Consider the following 18,271-nt stretch of genomic DNA (forward strand, 5'->3'; position numbering starts at 1 on the left):
ACGTGACCTGGGAAGGCCGTTGTTTCTCGGTAGTGCTGCCGTGTTCTCAGCCAGTGATGGAGGCAGCCGAGGAAACGGTTGAACAGGTGACGGAAGGCGGCGGCGTGACCGTCGCCGGCGGTGCGGCGTCGGTCGTAGTGGGCTCGCGCGCCGGGTGACTGGTTGAGCGCTGACAGGCCCCAGGTGAAGCCGACCGCGGCAAGTCGGTCGTTCTTGATCCGGCGTTGCGAGACGACCAGGCTGCGGCCGGACGCACGCGTCACCGGTGCCGCGCCGGCGAAGGCCTTCAACGATCGCGCATGGGAGAAGCGGGTGCGGTCATCGCCGATTTCTCCCAGTAGACGGGCGCCGGCCTGGACTGCGATGGGATTCCAACTGCGCCGCGACCTGGTCCACGTATGCCTGCAGTTCGGGTAGCGAGGCGGCGCCCAAGAGAGCAACAAGGACCGGGATCGGATCCATTTGCTCGACATGCGCCAAGAGGGCGACCGCAATCTCCTGCGAGCTGTGGGCGTCGCGGACCAAGCGGCTTATAAGTCTCGCAACGTTCGCCATGGCCCTCGCGTCTAGATCGTCTAGGGACAACGGACTGAGTAAGCTGACGAGGGTGTCTTCGTGAAGGTACACCGCGTCGCGGGCGAGTTGGGCCAGGGCGAGATGGCGGTGACGGGGACTGGGGTGGCTCAAAGCAGCCCTGTACAGTCGCTCTCGGTCGGCCGTCTCGTCTCTCGACTTCATCGGATTCAGGAGCAGCTCGAACAGCCCGGCAGCAGCAGATTCGAGCGTGTGGTGCTCGACTGACACGGTCGTGTCGCCGCAGAGCCGCCAGTAGGGCAACAACGTGTACAAGTGTTCGCGGACGTCTATCGTGGTCTGTACGAAGGCCGAGCGACGCAGGGCTCGTCCCACCTGGGAATCACTGTCCAGGCAGACGTTTTTCACGCCGCTCATAAGGGTCGAATCGGGTCGATCGTCCGCTGGCCAGGGAAGGGATTCGTACACCCACACCGGCGCACCGTCCTCGGCGCGCACCCTCAGTGTCGTGGGGTTCGTGGCTAGGTCCCACTCCACTCTCAGCGTCTGCCACAGGCGCTTACGATCCTCCGGATCGAGCTGGCTCTGCCACAGCAGCGCCTGTGCCCGCCACCGCACCGCCACCGGCTCCCCCACCAGCTCGGCGGCGTCCACTGGTGCGTCTGCCAGAACAACGGCGAAGCAGGCGAGGTTTGCCGAGTAGGTGGCGTGCCGGGCTGCCACTGGCTTGCGGCGTGGTTCGTACCCGGCGAGCGACCAGCGCGGGTGGGGGTAGCCGGAGTCGACGAGTAGTTCGATTACCAACTCCCGGCACCGTTGGCGTAAATCCGGGTCCAATCGTTCCAGGAGTCCACGGCTGAATTCCCACAGCGGTGCTCGGCGGGCGACGGTGATGAACGACGTAGCGGCGTACAGGAAGCCGGCATCGAGGATCATGCCGGGCCGCCGACGCTGGCGGGAGCGGTCCTCGGCCAGTTCGGTCAGCGCGTGAACGATCTGGCGGGCAGCCAGAAACTCACCGAACGTCGCATGCAGAAACTCAAAGCTGCGCTCTACGGCTTCCGTACCACGGCTGGCCTGGGACTCATGGATGAAGAAGAATCGACCGACGAGCAACTGTCCGACGCTGAGCGCCTTTCGCAGGGACTCGGGCCGCGCGTTCCCCAGGTCCGTCGGATCAAGCAGGTGCACGATGTCCGCCTCCAGCTCCGCCTCGGAGATCACATCGCCGCCCCGGTTCAACATAGCTAGAGCCACAGCACACAGCCGCCGCCACTCCCGCTCGATTTCCGCACCTCGCTGCTCGGAGCTGAGACCGTCGTCGTGCTTGTCGACCTCCCGAGCCACAAAGTCGGCGAAGAGACGGTCGTAGAGATCCATCCGGCCGATACCTCGGTCGGCAGCCTGCAAGGCGTTGGCGCCCGCATCGTAGAGGACGAGGAGGAGCAGCAGCAGCGGCTGCCGAGCCAACTCCCCGTACTGCACGACAGTCTCCGCCGCCAAGACGTCAAGGCCGCGTTGCCGCAGGCCGGCGCTGTTCACGGCGTTCCAAGTATCGAGCCATGCGGTGATCTGCGCATCGTCGAAGGGTTCGAGACGCACGACCACGGTGCCGGGCGGGAAACGAGCCCGGTCCGCCACCACCGTCCGACTCGTTACCAGGACCGCGACATGCCGCTGCAGGTCCGCCTCCCGAAGCTGGAACTCCTGGATCTGCTCAAGGTAGTCGGCGCGGTTGACGCCGGTGGCTTGGAGCAGTTCGTCAAAGCCGTCCATGATGACGACCGGCAATGCCGATCCCGATCGCCGCACCAGCTCCGGCCAGCCCACCGATTCGCCAAGGGCCTGGTAGAGAGCCCGTTCGATCTGCTGCTGGACGGACGAGTCCGCGTGGACGTTGCGCAACTCGACCCGGACGACGAGGAACTCCCTCTCGGGCAATTCGGCGGCTAGTACCTCCGTGAGCACCGACTTTCCCGACCCCGGATGCCCCAGGATCACCGCCGGTTGCTCGACCGCCCCCTGCCCGGTCAGGTGCCCCAACAGGAAGTCCGGCACATCGGCGACCGTCGGCTTGTCCTGCCACCAGTTCTCGGTGGCGGGCAGATCAGTCGGGCCGGCCACGGAGACCAGCCCTTTGGGTTTTACGTACGCCTGCCCCAGTGAGGGAAAGGTGACATGAGAAGGAGCATCGGACGAACTGAGCACGGAACGCGCGAGCCGAGCCCGGTGCCGTGCGCCGAGGCCTGCACGGACGCTGTCGACGGCTGCGTTCCCCGCCTCGCGCAGCGCGCTCAGCTCCGTCCGCAGGGCCGCGACGGCCTCGGCCAAGGCCACACGCGTGGCCTGTGCCTCCACCATGCTCGACCAAACCTGGAACTCCGGTGCCTGGACCGCGAGCATCCGGTACGCCTCCACGTACCGGTCTCGCGCCACGCCGGGCAGCTGTTGGCGCATCAGTCGCGCCGCCTCCTGCAGCGGTGCCCGGTCGTACGCGCTGAGGCCGGCGAGAAAGGCGTGCACGCGGCCTGCCACCGTCCGGTAGTGCTGTTCCAGAGCCGCCAGCGTCGATTCGAACGGCAGGTGCGCGGCGGGCATTGGCGGCGGTTGGTCGATCAGCGCCGTAACCATCTCGGCGTACTTCTGTGCCGTTGGCGTCTTGGTCGTCAGAGCGACCTGCTCCTCCGCGGTCAACCTCGCGCGGGCCGGATCCAACTCCGGCAATTCGCCCAGAACGTGGTCTAGTGCGTCGAAGAACGATGTCACCACGATTACCGAGTGGGCGGCGACCAACCGCTGCGTGCGGTCGAATCGGCTCAGCCCGTGCGCCCGTTCCCGGATCCGACCCACGATCGCATTTCCCCAGGTAGCCAGCTCATCGCGCAACGCGAAGAGGTCGACCGCCCCTACCGTCGCGACCGTGACCGCTCCCGCAGTGACGCCGACCAACCGGCTGAGCCAGTCCACCTCGTCCGTCTCGCCGCCAAGCAGTCGCACCGCGTCAACGAAGGCAAGTTTCCTGGCCGCCATTCGCCGGAATGTAGCCGAGAATGAAAACAGCGCCAAGTCCTCGGAGGACAGTCGTCAGCTGAAGGACATGTCGCAACTCGGTGAAGGCGTTGCCTGTGAAGAGTGCTGGTGCGTCCCCCGAGCAGGATCGGGTGAGCCGGACGCGGCCACCGTCGCCGACACCCGTCTCTACGGCAGGGCGTGGGCCCGTGCCTGGGACCGGTTGCATCCCCGATTGACCCACCGGTCCGCCTGGACCACTGCGGCGAAGGTGCTGCCGGTCATCGAGGGAACCGTCATCCGCCTCGAGGTCGAGCACCTGCCCAGCGGCGCGACTCCGAAGCCGGTGTGGCTGTGGTGGTCCGGCGTCGACGCTACCAGCGCCGACGTCGACCGGCTCTGGCAGGCGTTCCAGCGCCGCTTCGACATCAAACACACGTTCCGCCTGTTCAAACAGACCCTCGGCTGGACCTGTCCGAAGATCCGCACCCCGCAGGCAGCCGACCTGTGGACCTGGGTGATCCTCGCCGCCTACACGCAGCTTCGCCTGGCCCGAGCCATGGCCACCGATCTGCGCCGGCCCTGGGAGAAAGATTCGACCAAGGCGGCAACGTAGTACGCCTCGTACTGGCGCGACGGCTGAGTCGGGTCGTACCCGACAACTTTGGCCACTCGGACGATCGACTCCTGCCGCCGAGCGAGATCAGCCAACGGTCCAGCGGACGTCTTGGCGAGGAGTCCGCCGACGATCTCGATCAGGCCCACGTCGCAATCCCGAAAGTCGAAGGGTTCAGGGCGCACAACTATAGTCGCGCGTTGGCCGGAAAGCCTGGCCGGCGGCGCGATCTAGCCGAAACGGGGAAGACGGCCTTAACGCGCGGCAAGGTCCGCTGTGGACCGCGATGCACTCCTCACGCTCGCCTGCTTGCGGGCGTCGAGCATCTGAGCGATGAGGCCTTTGCGTCGTGCATGCGTCCTCCGCAGCTCCTGTCGGCGGCGGACACGACCGCACCTCAGTAGGCAACAGATCGGAATGGCCCCACCACTCAAGGTGACCGGCGGATGGGTGAAGGGTTGCTCGGCTCAGGACCCTTCTGCAGAGCAACGCGACGCAGGTGAATCCGGCGCTAGCGTGAGTGCGCCGAGTCCGATGCTGCGGCGGCAGGATCTCGACCGAACCCAACGGGGGCACGTGACCCGTCCACCCTCCGCAGCACACCCGCGCTGACGACCAGGTCAGCGCTGTGACTCGGACCGTGTCGCCGAAAGTACGAGCGCGCCGACGCTGGCTTGTCCGGTTACGACGAACTCACGGAGCAGGTCAACCTCTTACCCGGTCGAGTCTTCTCCTTCTTGGTGCACGAGAACGGCTCGATCTCCATCCAGTTTTCCCCATGGTGGCGGTGCTCTGACGCAGGGTGATCCGCGAGCCTGGCGTCGGAGGTGCCGCAACCGGACATCGTCCACGCACTCTGCCAAGTCGGCGCTGCTCGGCGGTTCCTACCAGTTGCAACCGTTTTGTCGAGTAGGCGACAAAGGCTAACGCCAAGCAGGATCACGCCTGGATGATCCATCCTTCGCGTTAAACGGTCGTGAATAGCTGCGTACGTTTGTACGACTGTCTGCTCGGACGAGTTCGGCGAAGGGATGAGAGTGTCTGACCCGGACGTGAAGACCACAGCCGACGACAGTCGTGATCTGGTGATCGTCGCGCTGTCGGGGGTCCAGGTGTTCATCGCGGAGTCCCGCACGACCGCTGACCTGCATGCGGCCAGTGAGATAGTCGCCCGCCTGGCCTCCACCGCCGCCGGCGTCTTCTCGACTACCCCCGGCGCCACCGTTGTGTTTCCCGCTCCCACGGACGCCTCGAAGTCCACAACGGACCCGTCGGAAGGTGGCACGGTGGCCGTCCCGAACCGTGTGGTGGCGCTGGTCCCGTCGGGCAGTGGCGCGCGGGTCGCGGCGGCTGCCGCCGCCGGGGTGCGGGAGCACTGGGCGAACCTGGTCCGCGAAACCCTCGGCCGGGAGGTCCCCACCCCCGGTATGCCGAGTGTGCAATGGGTGGCGGTACCGGCCGAGCACGGCGACTACGCCGCCCGGTGGAAGCTGGCCAACGAGATGCTTGCCGCCCGCAAACGGATCCGCGACTTCCCCGGTGACGGGCAGAGCGTGTGGCCTGGCCGCAGACTCTGCACCCTGAGCCCGCGCTGGCCCGCCGAGGAGAGCCGACCGCCGAAGGCGCCCGCACACGAGACCGATGCGCTCAGCGCCGCGAACTGGGTCAAGCGGATGTGGGGACGACGCTCCGACGACCGGGTCGGTTTTCCGTGCACCAGTTCCATCGCCTCCGCCCCGTACCGTCGGTTGATCATGGACCGCCTCGGTGAGACCGATGTCCGGAAGGCCGTCACCGACCTGCGCGACACCGTCAGGGAGTTGACCAGGGTACGTGAGTCGCGGGTGCCGGGGCTGGAGGTCCCGTCCGGCGCGGAACATGAAGGGTTGGCGCGCTGGATAGCCGAATCGGCGGGGCCGTGGGTCTACCCGGATTTCTGGAACGCTCGCCGGCTACGTCACGAGTATGCGCAGGGTGACCGCGACAAGCGGAACTTCAGCGCCCTGGCCGCCGCTGGCTGGCGCGCTGCTCGTGCGCTGGGTCAGGCGCTCGCCCCGGCCGGGTCTGCTCGTCTCGAACCGCCGGCCCACCTTGCGGTTGTCGCTCAGGACCTCGACGGTATGGGCAAGTTCCTCAGCAAGGACACAGCGGTCAGCGCTACCTGGCATCGGGAGATCTCGGCGAGGTTGTCCGAGTTGGCCGCCACCCAGCGGGCGGCGCTGCGCACCAGGGAGTTGTTCGGCGTACCCGTCTATACCGGCGGTGACGACCTGCTGGCGTTCGCACCGGCGGCCACCGCGCTCGATGTAGCCCGCGAGTGCCACCGGCTGGTGCCACTGGACACGCTGCCCAAGGCCAGCACGGCCGTCCTGTACTTCTCCAGTGGTTCCTCGCTGCGCCGGGCGGTGGCGGAGGTAACCCGGTTGCTGCACGACGCGAAGGAGAGCCACCCGAAGAAGCACGCCCTGGCCGTCGGCTTTCTGCGGCGCAGCGGCACGCGGGAGAGCACCATCCAGCCGTGGACTCCGGCGCCGGAGGTGGCCACCACCCTGGCCCCGGGCGGTACGGCGGCGGACCTGCTCTCCGTCTTCACCGCCTCGACCACGGGACGGCTCCTGTCTCCGCGGATCCTCACCGAGCTGACCCGCGACGCCGCAGAGTTCGCCGACCAGCAGCTGCCGCAGGAGCTTTACGAGGCGGAACTGGCTCGGCTGGTCGCACGTCACGGCGGTACGCCATCGGACGGAAGGACCCTGGCCTGCCTCGGCTATCTGGAGCGGGCCGGGCGGCCGCCACACGGTGACGGCCGTCGTACCCCTGAACGGGCCGCGCGGGTGGCGGTTTTCCTGCGGCAGGAATGCCGGCCATTGTCGGTGTCGACGGGGGCGGGCCAGTGACCGGACTGCGGCGATGGGTGGCCCTGACTCCCCGTGACGCACTGCTGGTCCGCGACGGTCGGCAGTTCGACGCCGGCGCGGACACCGCTGCCGAGCCGATGTATCCCCGGCCCAGCACCGTCGGGGGCGCCGTCTTCAGCGCGTACGGCGAGGAGCCCGTCGAGATTCGCGGCCCGGTCCTCGCCAAGCAGCACCGGGGCGGTTGGTGGACGTCGTACTTCCCGGTCCCGGCCGACCTGGTTCGCCACGCGAACGATCACAGTCTGGTGACCCGGTTGCGTCCGACCGAGTCACCTGCCGTCACGGATCTCGGCGACGAATGCCCGATGCTGATGGTCGGTGAGGGTGACCCGTTGGGCGGGTGGCTGACCGCAGAAGTCCTCACGGGGTACCTGCACGGTGAGCTCGTCGACGCGAAAGACCCGAACCTCCCGGTTGAAGAACTCGGCCTGGAGTTCGTCCGTGACGACCCGGACCGCGACCCCGGGCCGCTGGTCCGTGAGCCACGGGTCGGCCTGGGTCGCACCCCGCAGCGGGTCGCCCAGGAAGGGCTGCTCTACCAGGCCACGTTCCTGCGACCGGTCGACGGGGTGGCGCTGCTCGCCGAGTGTGTGCTGCCGCCCGACTGGCAGCACACCGCGACCGGGCCGGTGGCGCTCGGTGGGCGGGGCCGTCTCGCGGACGTGGCCGAGGTCGAAGGTGTGGGCTGGCCTGATCCGCCGCCGGAATTCCCCGACGGCCGGGTGCTGGTCTACCTGGCCACCCCCGCGATCTGGGCGGGCGGCTGGCGCATCGAGGTGCCGCCGGGTGCCCGGTTGATGTCCGCCGTGGTCGGTCCGGCGGAGCCGATCGCGACCGCCTCACCTCGTTCCGCAGGCGGGGTACGCGCCACCCGGGCGCTGTACTGGGCGGTCCCGGCCGGCTCGATCTACCTGTTGCAGTTTGACGACGCCGACGCGGCGGCGAGGTGGGCCCTCGGCGACGGTGAGCGTCCGGGGGTGCACGGCACCGCGTACGGGCGACCCGACAGAGACCGGCTACGGACGGCGGGTTTCGGAGTGATCCTGACAGGAGTGTGGTCGTGACGGAGATGCTGCTCTACCTGTACGCCGAGTCGCCGGTGCATGCCGGGGCCTCCGACAGTCTCGGGGTGCTGGATCTGCCGGTGCAACGGGAGGCCTTCACCGGCTACCCGGTGATCTGGGGACAAAGCCTCAAGGGCGCGTTGCGGCAGGCAGCGTTGGAGGCTGATCTGGACGACCTCGTCGTGCCGGTGTTCGGGGCCCCGGTGCGGGGGCCTGACGACGCCGAGATCGAGCTGAGCGCGGGCCTGTTGACGGTGGGCGACGCGCAGTTGGTGGCGATGCCGGTGCCCACCCTGCAACGCACCTTCGCCTGGGTCACCTCCGAACTGGCCCTGAACCGGCTGGCCCGCAAGTACGCCCGGCTCGGGATAGCCGATCTGCCGCAGGCACCGTCGTTGACTGCCGACGCCGGGGCTGCCGCCTCGGCAACCTGGACCGGTGCCGGCCGGGCGAGCAATCAGGTGCTCGGCCCCTGCCTGGTCAGGATGGGTGACGCACCGGACCAGCATCTGCAGCACTGGGCCGCGCAACTCGCCACCGATGTCCTCGGTGCCCCGGCCGAGGCCGCCAGCACACCGGCCGAGGCCACCAAAGCGCCGCTGGCGCCGCTCGGAGCGAAGCTGCGCGACGATCTACTCGCGGTGGGGTGGGACGTGATGCCGATGCTGCTCACCGAGTGCACCGAGTTCGTCGCCCGGGTGCAGCTCAACGCCGGCAAGACCGTGCAGAACGGCCCCTTCCACAGCGAGTACCTGCCCACCGAGACCATCCTCGCCGCCTCGTTGACCATGCGTCCGATGCCCTCAGGCAGCGACCTGACCTCCGACGACGTGGTCGGGTTCCTCCGCGACCTGCTGCACGACAAACTCATTCAGGTTGGCGGCGACGAGACGATCGGCAAGGGCCTGGTCTGGGCGCGGTTGCTGCGCGCCGACGACGTGCGGGCCGTGGCCGCGCCGGAACCCGCCGACGACGGGGCGGAGGCCGGCCGATGACCGGCAGCCGGGTCCGTCGGGTGGACCAGCAGATGGCCGCCGCCGCGGCAGCCATGCTGGCAGACACCATCGACAGGCCGCTGCGGACCCGCTACCGGCAGCTTCCGGTGCAGCTCCGGATGTCCGGCCTGGCCGCCACCTACGCGTACCTGCTCGGCAAGAGCAACGCCACCGAGCTGGGTCAGGCGTACCATCAGGTGGCAGACGGGATCCGGATACACCTGACCACCGGCAGCGGACTTGTCGACGCGGCCGAGGCCGACACCAACGAGAAGCTGCTGCACGCCCTGGCCACACTGGACGCCTCCGCCTACGCCCGGGCGTCAGCCGAGGTGCAGGCCCTCGCGGGCTGGTTGAGCCGACTAGCCGAGGCACGCTTCATCGCCGCCGCATCCGCCAATGAAGACACCCCGGACGGCGACGCCGTATGAACGCTCCATACCCCGGCCGCAATGCGGCCGGTCCCATCGGCAACGTCCTTCGGACCGTCGACCTGATGATCCGTGGCCACGGTGGCGTGCTGAAGGCCGGCGCGAACCCTCTCGTGGTCCTGCACCGCGCGGCTTTCGTCACCGGCAGGGGGGATTTCGACACCAAGACCGAGGCGTCGGTGCTGCGCTGGGCCGCCGACTTCGGCCTCGGTCAGGAGCCCCAACTGCTAGCGATCGCCGCCCAGCGCCGCGCACGCGCACTGACGGCTCTGGTCACGCAACGCAACGGCAAAGTGGTGTGGCAACGGCGGAAGGTCACCCCGCAATGGCGGATGGCGGTGGGCCTCGGTAATCGCCTCAACCCGTACGAGATCGGTCTTTCCCTGCACGGCACCTACGGCTGGCCGGTCATCCCTGGTTCGACCATCAAAGGTCTGACCTGCGCATGGGCTCGTGAATGCGGGATCGACCAGGAGGACCCGCAGCTGTTCGGCAGGATCTTCGGGCTGCCCCGGGTCGGGGCGGATCCCGACGAGTCGGCCGCAGCGCCAGAAGGTGCAGGCCAAGGCAGTGTCGCCTTCCTCGACGCGCTTCCCGTCGGTGGTCCCGCCACCGTTGTTCGTGACGTGGTGACCCCCCATCAGCAGCCGTACTACGGGCAAGAGCAGGCTCCGGGCGAACATCATCAGCCGATCCCCAGTGAGTTCCTGGTGGTGGAGGGGGGCACCTTCGCCATCGACCTCCTCGGCCCGACCGAGGACGTGGCGGGGGCCGCAGAGTGGTGTGTCACCGCGATGGACGAGCTGGGCGTGGGCGCGAAGACCTCCGCCGGCTACGGATACCTGACCCCGCAGGAGACACAAGCGTGACGGTGCACCTCATCTCCGTCGGACGGAGCCTGCTGGACGCGTTCACCAAACCACGCGACCGCTTCGGCGACCTGCATCCGATCATCAGCAGATACAAGCCGCAGAGCATTCTTTCTGACGTCGGCACCGACAAGGCCGCCGTGAGCGACCGGTTGGCCATCTGGTTCGGTACCGGAGGGCACCTTCCGACGAAGGAAGCCGACTTGATCAATGCGGTCGAGGCGCACCGTTGGCCGGTCCAGGTGTGCGCCGAGATGGAGACCTTCCACCGCGTCAACGGCGGACCCCACGTTGCCGCCGACGATTCGGTGGTCCTGCTCGCCACCGACACCATCGCCGGCCTCTGCTCCGGGTTATGGACCGCGGTCGGCCTGGTCGGCGGTGCAGCCGAGCGAATCCGGTACGTCGACGACCCCGCATGGTTCACCCCGGCGCCCGGAGTGACGATCGTGCGGGTGCCATACCTGGACGCGAGCCGGGAGTCCGACTTCGCCAAGGCGATGGCGGGGCTGGGGACGCTGGGGCGGGCGCTCCTGCCCGGCGAGTTCGGGCCACCCGAGGAATTCCACTTCCATCTCTCCGGTGGCTTCAAAGCAGCCATCCCCTACCTGATCGGGCTGGCCGAAGGGCTACGGTCCTTTCCCCCCGCACAGGTGTCCGCCGTCAAGGCGCACGTGCTGCACGACACCAGTGAAAAGGTCCTCCGGCTGCCACTACGCAGACTCAACCGCGATGCGGTGCAGAAGGAGTTGGCTGGCTTCGCGCCCGACGGCTCGCGCAGAGGACTACCGAACCCACGGTCGATGGACGGGTACGCGTACGACGCCGATGACTCCACCCGCCGCGCTCAGCTGACCCCCTTCGGGGTTGGACTGCGCACCCTGATGGGCATCCCGGCCGAGCCGATCGGCAGGGGCTAGCGATGGCGGTGACCGTCGAACCGCCGACCGGGCTGTCCGGGCTGGTAGAGCGCCTGGGCGGAGGAATCGGACCAGCGTTCGCCCGATGGCGCCCAGCCGATCGGGAGTCGTGGGACATGGCAGCCATGGCCGATCGCGAGCTCTGGAGGGACCTGTTTTGCCTCGACGGTCACCTGCCACGCGGCAGCGCGCTGGCACCCCACCAGGTGACGGCTGCGCTCAGAAACACAGCGGATCGCCTCAGCCAAAACCGACCAGCCCTGCTGGCCGTCCTGCTCGCCCCGGGGCTTCTACCCCAACGGATTGTCACCCTGCTCGACGAGCCGACCATTTCCTCGACGCAGGTGTGGATGTGGACGTGCTGGATCGGTGAAGCGGCCTGGCTGGCCGTCGCCGACACCGCGCCCGAGGACGCCGAATCACTCCGACCGGTCGCGGCGCGGCTACGGTTCCTCACACTCAGCGAGGCATTCCGCGGCGACCCGGGAGACAGCGCCGGCCTCTGGCGGGACGGGTCCGGTGATCCCGCCGTGGACCTGGGCATGGTCTTCGGCAGCGACGCGGCCGACCTCGTGGTGCAGCGTTGCCGGCGGGCCCGCTGGGAGTGGCACCGTTGCCTCGACGCGTACCAGTCTCATGTGCTGCTCGCTGCCGCCACGCCTGCGGAGATCGAATGCGAAATCGACGCGCTGGTTTTCCGCTACCAAGGACGACAGGCGACCCGGCCACGACGCACGGCAACAGGTCTGCCCCTGGTCACACGCTGGTCCGTCATCGACGACGCCCGCGAGCCGCTCACCGCCGACGACCAAGCGCTGCTCGACAACGTGCTCGATCGGCATCTGCTGCCTCGAATGCGGCTGGGGCGGGTTGTTCGCGCCGCCGCCTACCCTGCCGGTGACCCGGGGCGGTGCCGGCCTGCGGTCACCAGGGCTGCCCGCTGGTCACGGCGATGGGCCGGTGTACTACCGCTGCTCGGTGCGGCGGGTGCCCTGGTGCTGGCCGGTTGTGGACAGTTCCACGCGGCGGCGATCACGGCTGCGGCCAGCTACACCACGCTGGGTGCCCTCGTCGTCGTGTTCGGCCGAATCTGGGCCACCGCCTGGCTGCTGCGTCTGCCCGCCGCAGGAACGGTCGGCCTCTTCGCACTCCTCACCCTGCACTTCGACTGGTGGCGCAACCCGGCAGGATCCTGGTGGGCACCGGCCGCCCTCACCACGGCGAGCATCGGCTACCTCGTCGGGGAGGCGCGCAACCACGGTGTCGCCGCCGTCACGTCGATCGGGAGAGCCTTGGCCGTCGCTGGGGTCGGTGCCGCCCACGCCTTCCTCGTAGCGGTCATCGGCCTGGTCGCCGTCGCGCCCGCCCTCGTGGAGAGCGGCCGCGAACTGAGGGAATCGTGGCAGCACTGGCCGGCCAGCACGGGCCTGGCCATCCTCGGCCTCGGCACCGCCTGGTGCCTGGCCGTCGGTGTCTTCGCCCAAATCCTCTGGGACGACCGTCCGATCACCGCTCCCCTGGCCCACCTGCGCTGGCACCGATGACGACAACAGAACGGTACGACGACGAGAGGCAGCCATGGCCTGGACGACGCTGAACATGCAGGTAACCACGCCGCTGTTCAACGGCGGTCATCAGCCGCCGATGTCGATGGCCGAAGCCGCGAGGCAGGAAGCCGGAGGACAGCTTCCGGCCCATGCCACCGAACCAGAAACGGGGATACGTATCTCCTCGCTGCGGGGGGCGATGCGCTACTGGCTGCGCGCCATAGCCGGTGCAGAGGTCGGTGAGCAGATCGGACTGCTGGCGGCCGTGGAAAGCCGAGTCTTCGGCAGCACCATGCGGGCCTCGCCGGTGGCCCTGAGACTGCCGAACCCACCCGAGGCCAGATTGGGCAGGCCAGCCTGGTCCGGAGGCGACAAGGGTCGATGGATCGGATACCTCGCCGGCCAGGGGCTGTCCAAGCCGGCCGGGGGCAACCGCGGGATCCTTGTCACCCGCCGCTTCATCGACCCCGGTGGACCCCCCTTCAGGCTGCAACTGCGCTTCGGCGCAGACACAGACGCCGCCGCCCTGGCCCTGGCGGCACTGTGGTGCCTGTGCCGGTACGGCGGGCTCGGCGCCCGCACCCGGCGTGGCTTCGGCGGCCTGCGCATCACCGCGGTGGAAGGTGAGCTGCCGGCACCCTGGACCCCGGAAATGCTGTGCTCGGCAACTGTCGTGCCCAGCGCAGGGCTACAACTCGACGAGCATGGCCGCCCGCCGGAACTCGCCACCTGCGCCGAGTCGTTGGAACGACTCGTCGCCCTGGCCCGCCAGGACCTGACCACTCCACCGGCAGCTTTCGATGGCTGGCACGGCCTGCCCACATATCCGGTGTTCGGGGGTCCGGAGGTTTTCATCGCCGGCCTCAGTAGCCGTACCTTTGCCGACTGGTCGGCGGTGCTCGCGTACGCCGGCGAGCAGTTCCGGTCGTTTCGTGCCACGGAATCGGCACCCGGAGCCAAGTACACCCCGAAGATCAAAACCCGGGAATGGTTGCACACCGTCAACGGCACCGACCACGAGTTCGCGCTGGGCGCACTCGGACTCCCGGTCGTCTTCAAAGACGGCAAGACCGTGTATCCGGTAGGCGCCGCTGGGGGTGGTGGGTCGCCGCTGCGACGAGCCTCCCCCTTGTGGTTGCGACCGGTGCGGGACAGCGACGACAAGTGGCGGCTGCTCTCCTTCGCGTTCCTCGGCCGATTCCTGCCCCCCGAGGTCGATGTCGTCCTCAGCCAGCCGATGCGGCCCCTCGTCGTCGGCTCGGCTGACGTCAAAAGACTCAGCACGGACTGGATAACGACACTGAGCAGTTCCGACGGCTCCTTCATCCGCTCTGAAACCCCGTGAAGGACGGGCACTCCATGCCTACCCAATGGACGCTTGACCTCGTGGCACCGGTCGATCTCAGCGAGCAGCCGCACCACGACCACCTGCACGCCCTCGCCTGCCAGATCTTCGAGGACGCCGGTGGAGCGCATCACGCCGACGACAAACCCTTCACCGCCCGGCTGCTCGGTCCGCCCGACAAGTGCGCCGGAGTGGTCCTCACCTGGTTACCGGACACTCCCCCGCCGGTCGCCGCACCACCGGAGCGGCTGCGTTTCGGTGCCCGCTGGTGCGAGGTGACCGGTGCCCAGATGCGCCGCATCCCGCTGGACCGCCTCGCCGAACGCACTCCCGGACGGCGGGTACGGCTGGCAGTCGTCACACCGGCCAAGTTCCGCCAACACGGCCGCGACTACCCGCTCCCCGACCCGTACCTGATCTACTCGACGCTCGCCCGACGTTTCCGGTCCGCAGGCGGCCAGGCCGCCGACGACGACGTACGCGAACTCAGCCGAAGCGCCCTGCTCTACGCCCACGACATCCACACCGAGCCGTACCGATGGCACGGCACCACCAGCGCCGGCTTCATCGGCACCATCACGCTCGGCCTACCCCGCGCCGCCACCCCCAGCGCCTGCCGACTCTTCGCCAGCTTCAACGGCTTCGCGTTGATTGCCGGCCTCGGCCACGGCACCACCCACGGACTCGGCGCAATCGACTTGCCACCACCATAGGCATCGATGACCGCTAGAATTCCTCGACGTTCCACTTCCCCGAATGCCGCGAAACAGCCGAACCCGGACCACCCGAAAGCGACACGCAGGAGGTGCGGTGCGCGCAAGCCCATCTGAGCACGTCAACGGCCAGATCAACGACTCGTGTGACGCAGCCCACGACGCCCTGAAACACCTATCCGCAAGGCCCGCGCGATGATCTCCATCCCGGCAGCTCAGACCCGTCTATTCTCGAATAGGGTCCCCATCCACAGCCCAACCCAGCGGGCATAGAAACAATATGTATGTCGCCCCGAAGGGCGTGTGTCAGGCCGTCCCCATCCACAGCCCAACCCAGCGGGCATAGAAACGTGGAGGTCACTTGCCCTGCCACCACTTCCAGTAACTGTCCCCATCCACAGCCCAACCCAGCGGGCATAGAAACAACTCCTCGTTCTCTCCGGTCAAGACACCGATATGCTCGTCCCCATCCACAGCCCAACCCAGCGGGCATAGAAACGGCGACGTTCGACTGCTGCGCGGCGAGCTCCGACTGTCCCCATCCACAGCCCAACCCAGCGGGCATCGGCACAACACGCCGTCGAATTTGATGTGCTGGAGGGTGGAATCTTGGGCGCATTGTTGGCGCGGGCGGTTACTGATGAGGCGTTATTGCGGGCGTGGGAGGAAGTGCGGGACAACGCGTACGACGATGGGCGTCCGAGCAACGCGATCCTGGCGTTCGAGTCACGGGCTCTCGCCCGGCTCAGCGAGTTGGCCGGTGACCTGGCCGGTGGCCGCTACCAGCCCGCGCCGATGACCCGCGTTTCGATTCCGAAGCCGGACGGCGGTACCCGCTTGCTGGCGATCGGCTCCATCGAGGATCGCATCGTGGAGCGGGCCCTTCTGGACGTACTCGATCCAGTAGTGGATCCGACGCTGTCGCCGTGGAGTTTCGCCTACCGCCGTGGGCTCGGGGTCACCGACGCCGTGCGCGCGCTGGCGACCGCCCGCGAGTCGGGGTCGGCGTTCGTGGCTCGGTGTGACATCGACGACTGCTTCGACAGCATTCCGCGTTGGCCGCTGCTACGGCGGCTACGGGAGCTGGTAACGGATGCGGAGTTGGTGGCGCTCGTGGAACGCTTGGTCGGCCGACCGGTCACTGGTGAGCGGGGCAGCGGCGGACGTGGCCTGCATCAGGGTGGTGGCCTGTCGCCACTGCTGGCAAATCTCTACCTGGACAGCTTCGACCGGGCCCTGATGCGACAGGGGCATCAGGTGGTGCGCTACGGCGACGACATCGCGATCCCGGTCGCTGACCGTCCGACCGGGCTGCGGGTCCTCGAACTCGCCGCCACCGAAGCCGAGGCGCTCAGCCTACGGCTCAACGCCGACGATCAGCGGGTGCTCGGCTTTGACGAGGGAGTGCCGTTCTGCGGGCAGGCCGTCACCGCCACCTCCGGCCCGGCGGCCGACGCACAGGCGAAACCTTTACAGGGCACGGTTTTCGTGACCACCCAGGGCGCGCTGCTGCGCGTCAAAGGTGAACGGCTACGAGTGGAAGACGGCGACCGGCTGCTCGCCAACGTCAACCTCAAACGGGTACGCCAGATCGTGTGTTTCGGTCGGGTCGGCGTCACCTCGACCCTGTTGCAGCGAGTGGTGGAACGGGGTATCGAGCTGACCTGGCTGTATGAGGACGGCCAGCATTCCGCCCGAGTGGCTGGTCTGGACGGCACGGACCCGGAGCTGAGGCTGGCCCAGTACCGGACCGCCGACGACGACCGGCGCGCGTTGCGCATCGCCCGGCACCTGGTGGCCGGGAAGATCACCAACATGCGAGTGGGTCTGCTACGCGCCGCCCGAACCCAACAGGCTCCGGAACTGGCCGACCGACATAGCCGCCTCGCCGCCGCCCGGCAGTCGGCACTCACCGCCGATAACACCGCTGAACTGATGGGGTACGAAGGCTCGGCCACCCGCGACTACTTCGCCGGCCTGTCCCAGATCCTCGGACCGCAGTGGGGCTTTACCACTCGGCAGCGTCGCCCGCCACCCGACCCGGTGAACGCGATGCTCTCCTTCGGTTACACGCTACTCACTCACGAAGCAGTAGCCGCATGCCAGCTCGCCGGTTTGGACCCGTACCTGGGGATGCTGCACTCGCCACGCCGCAACCGCCCCTCCCTCGCCCTGGACCTGATCGAAGAACTACGACCCGTCGTGGTCGACGCCACGGTGATCCGCCTGGCCCGCACCGGGCAGATCACCCCGATGAACTTCACCCTCACCGACGACCAAGGCTGCCGACTCGACGACCACGGCCGCCGCACATTCCTCGAAGCGTACGAACGACGCATGCTGACCCTGGTGCACCACCCCGCCGAGAAACGACGAATCCCCTGGCGGCACGTCATGCTGGCGCAGGCACGAACCCTCGCCGCCGTACTGACCGGCCGCAAGCCGGAGTACCGGCCGGTGGTGTGGCGGTGAGCCGAGTCTGCTACCTAGTCGCGTACGACATCGCCGACGACGACCGCCGCGCCGACGTAGCGATGTTCCTCTCCGGGTACGGCCCACGGGTGCAACTGTCCGTCTTCGAAGTCGAGCTACCCGACACGGAATCGGCCGGCGCCTTCCGTGAGCGCCTACGCGGCCTGATCGACCCCGACGACGACCAGGTACGCCTCTACCGCCTGACTCCCCAAACCCTCAACGAGCGAATAATCTATGGTCGCCGGACTATCGAGGAACGAGTGGACTTCTGGATCGTGTGACGGTCAGCAACTCCACGACACTTCGGAGCAAAGCCTCCGAACCCGGACCCACCGGGTCGCCCCTTCAGGAGCACAGGTGCGCGCAAACCCATTTGAGCAGGTCAAGCCGGGAGTTGCTGAATCTCTGCGACCTGGCCCACAACCTCGACAGCCACCAGCTCGCCGAGGTCCGCGCAACGATCTTCGTCCTCGCACGCCAGACCCCCGATTTCCAGGTAGGGTTGCGATCCACAGCCCAATCCAGCGGGCATAGAAACACCCGGAACGACGAGGCCGGACTCGGTGGTGTGGGTTGCGATCCACAGCCCAATCCAACGGGCATAGAAACTCGGCCCATGTAGTTCGAACGACTACTCGTGCGCCGTTGCGATCCACAGCCCAATCCAGCGGGCATAGAAATCGGATACGACGGTTCCCGTCGAGCAGTTGGTGGAGCTATTGCCGTCCACAGCACAGTCGGCGAGCGCAGAAAAGATACAAATTACGAGCATATTCACGCGCGCAGCAATAGCAAACCGATCAATCACTAAATAGATGTCCTACTTGAAGCGGAA

General features: G+C 67.8%; 12 protein-coding genes, 2 pseudogenes and 1 CRISPR repeat array. Of the genes and pseudogenes, 12 read left to right on the forward strand and 2 right to left on the reverse strand.

Going from position 1 to position 18,271, the window contains the following annotated elements; translation table 11 throughout:
- Together Vgi01_RS30975 and Vgi01_RS29265 are read right to left on the reverse strand one after the other, a co-directional pair.
- A pseudogene (locus Vgi01_RS30975) lies at positions 1-350 on the reverse strand (transposase); the annotation flags it as partial.
- Entirely contained in the window at positions 319-3,564 is a 3,246-nt protein-coding gene (locus Vgi01_RS29265) for an NACHT domain-containing protein (protein WP_204293217.1), read from the reverse strand. The pseudogene Vgi01_RS30975 and the gene Vgi01_RS29265, both read right to left, overlap by 32 nt.
- A 130-nt stretch (positions 3,565-3,694) precedes the next feature.
- Between Vgi01_RS29265 and Vgi01_RS29270 the strand changes: the two are divergent.
- The 12 genes and pseudogenes from Vgi01_RS29270 to cas2 all read left to right on the forward strand — a co-directional run.
- A pseudogene (locus Vgi01_RS29270) lies at positions 3,695-4,135 on the forward strand (NF041680 family putative transposase); the annotation flags it as partial.
- Positions 4,136-5,196: 1,061 nt separating this feature from the next.
- Positions 5,197-7,056, forward strand: a complete 1,860-nt coding sequence (locus Vgi01_RS29275) for a Cas10/Cmr2 second palm domain-containing protein (RefSeq protein WP_204293218.1) — start codon at positions 5,197-5,199, stop codon at positions 7,054-7,056.
- Positions 7,053-8,141, forward strand: a complete 1,089-nt coding sequence (locus tag Vgi01_RS29280; protein WP_204293219.1) for a type III-B CRISPR module-associated Cmr3 family protein — start codon at positions 7,053-7,055, stop codon at positions 8,139-8,141. The genes Vgi01_RS29275 and Vgi01_RS29280 overlap by 4 nt, the downstream gene beginning before the upstream one ends.
- A 5-nt stretch (positions 8,142-8,146) precedes the next feature.
- Entirely contained in the window at positions 8,147-9,136 is a 990-nt protein-coding gene (gene cmr4, locus Vgi01_RS29285; protein WP_239089240.1) for a type III-B CRISPR module RAMP protein Cmr4, read from the forward strand.
- Positions 9,133-9,567, forward strand: a complete 435-nt coding sequence (locus tag Vgi01_RS29290) for a type III-B CRISPR module-associated protein Cmr5 (protein ID WP_204293221.1) — start codon at positions 9,133-9,135, stop codon at positions 9,565-9,567. The genes cmr4 and Vgi01_RS29290 overlap by 4 nt, the downstream gene beginning before the upstream one ends.
- Entirely contained in the window at positions 9,564-10,436 is an 873-nt protein-coding gene (gene cmr6 / locus Vgi01_RS29295; RefSeq protein ID WP_204293222.1) for a type III-B CRISPR module RAMP protein Cmr6, read from the forward strand. The genes Vgi01_RS29290 and cmr6 overlap by 4 nt, the downstream gene beginning before the upstream one ends.
- Positions 10,433-11,356, forward strand: a complete 924-nt coding sequence (locus Vgi01_RS29300) for a hypothetical protein (protein WP_204293223.1) — start codon at positions 10,433-10,435, stop codon at positions 11,354-11,356. The genes cmr6 and Vgi01_RS29300 overlap by 4 nt, the downstream gene beginning before the upstream one ends.
- 350 nt (positions 11,357-11,706) lie before the next feature.
- Positions 11,707-12,900: a hypothetical protein gene (locus Vgi01_RS29305; RefSeq protein WP_204293224.1), complete on the forward strand. Its 1,194-nt coding sequence runs from the start codon at positions 11,707-11,709 to the stop codon at positions 12,898-12,900.
- 34 nt (positions 12,901-12,934) lie between these two features.
- The gene (gene cmr1 / locus Vgi01_RS29310; protein WP_204293225.1) at positions 12,935-14,248 is read left to right on the forward strand and encodes a type III-B CRISPR module RAMP protein Cmr1; all 1,314 of its coding nucleotides are present in this window, start codon (positions 12,935-12,937) and stop codon (positions 14,246-14,248) included.
- Between the two features lie 41 nt (positions 14,249-14,289).
- The gene (cas6, locus tag Vgi01_RS29315) at positions 14,290-14,961 is read left to right on the forward strand and encodes a CRISPR system precrRNA processing endoribonuclease RAMP protein Cas6 (protein WP_204293226.1); all 672 of its coding nucleotides are present in this window, start codon (positions 14,290-14,292) and stop codon (positions 14,959-14,961) included.
- A gap of 240 nt (positions 14,962-15,201) precedes the next feature.
- Positions 15,202-15,532: direct repeats of the CRISPR family, unit length 37 nt; unit sequence GTCCCCATCCACAGCCCAACCCAGCGGGCATAGAAAC.
- 38 nt (positions 15,533-15,570) lie between these two features.
- Positions 15,571-17,433 (forward strand): CRISPR-associated endonuclease Cas1, encoded by a 1,863-nt coding sequence (gene cas1 / locus Vgi01_RS29320; protein ID WP_204293227.1) that lies wholly within the window; start codon positions 15,571-15,573, stop codon positions 17,431-17,433.
- Positions 17,430-17,717 carry a CRISPR-associated endonuclease Cas2 gene (cas2, locus tag Vgi01_RS29325; protein ID WP_204293228.1) on the forward strand — a complete coding sequence of 96 codons (288 nt, stop codon included), beginning with the start codon at positions 17,430-17,432 and terminating at the stop codon, positions 17,715-17,717. Before cas1 ends, cas2 begins: the two co-directional genes overlap by 4 nt.
- Positions 17,718-18,271: the final 554 nt, after the last annotated feature.

The organism is Micromonospora gifhornensis (assembly GCF_016863515.1).
GTDB lineage: Bacteria > Actinomycetota > Actinomycetes > Mycobacteriales > Micromonosporaceae > Micromonospora > Micromonospora gifhornensis.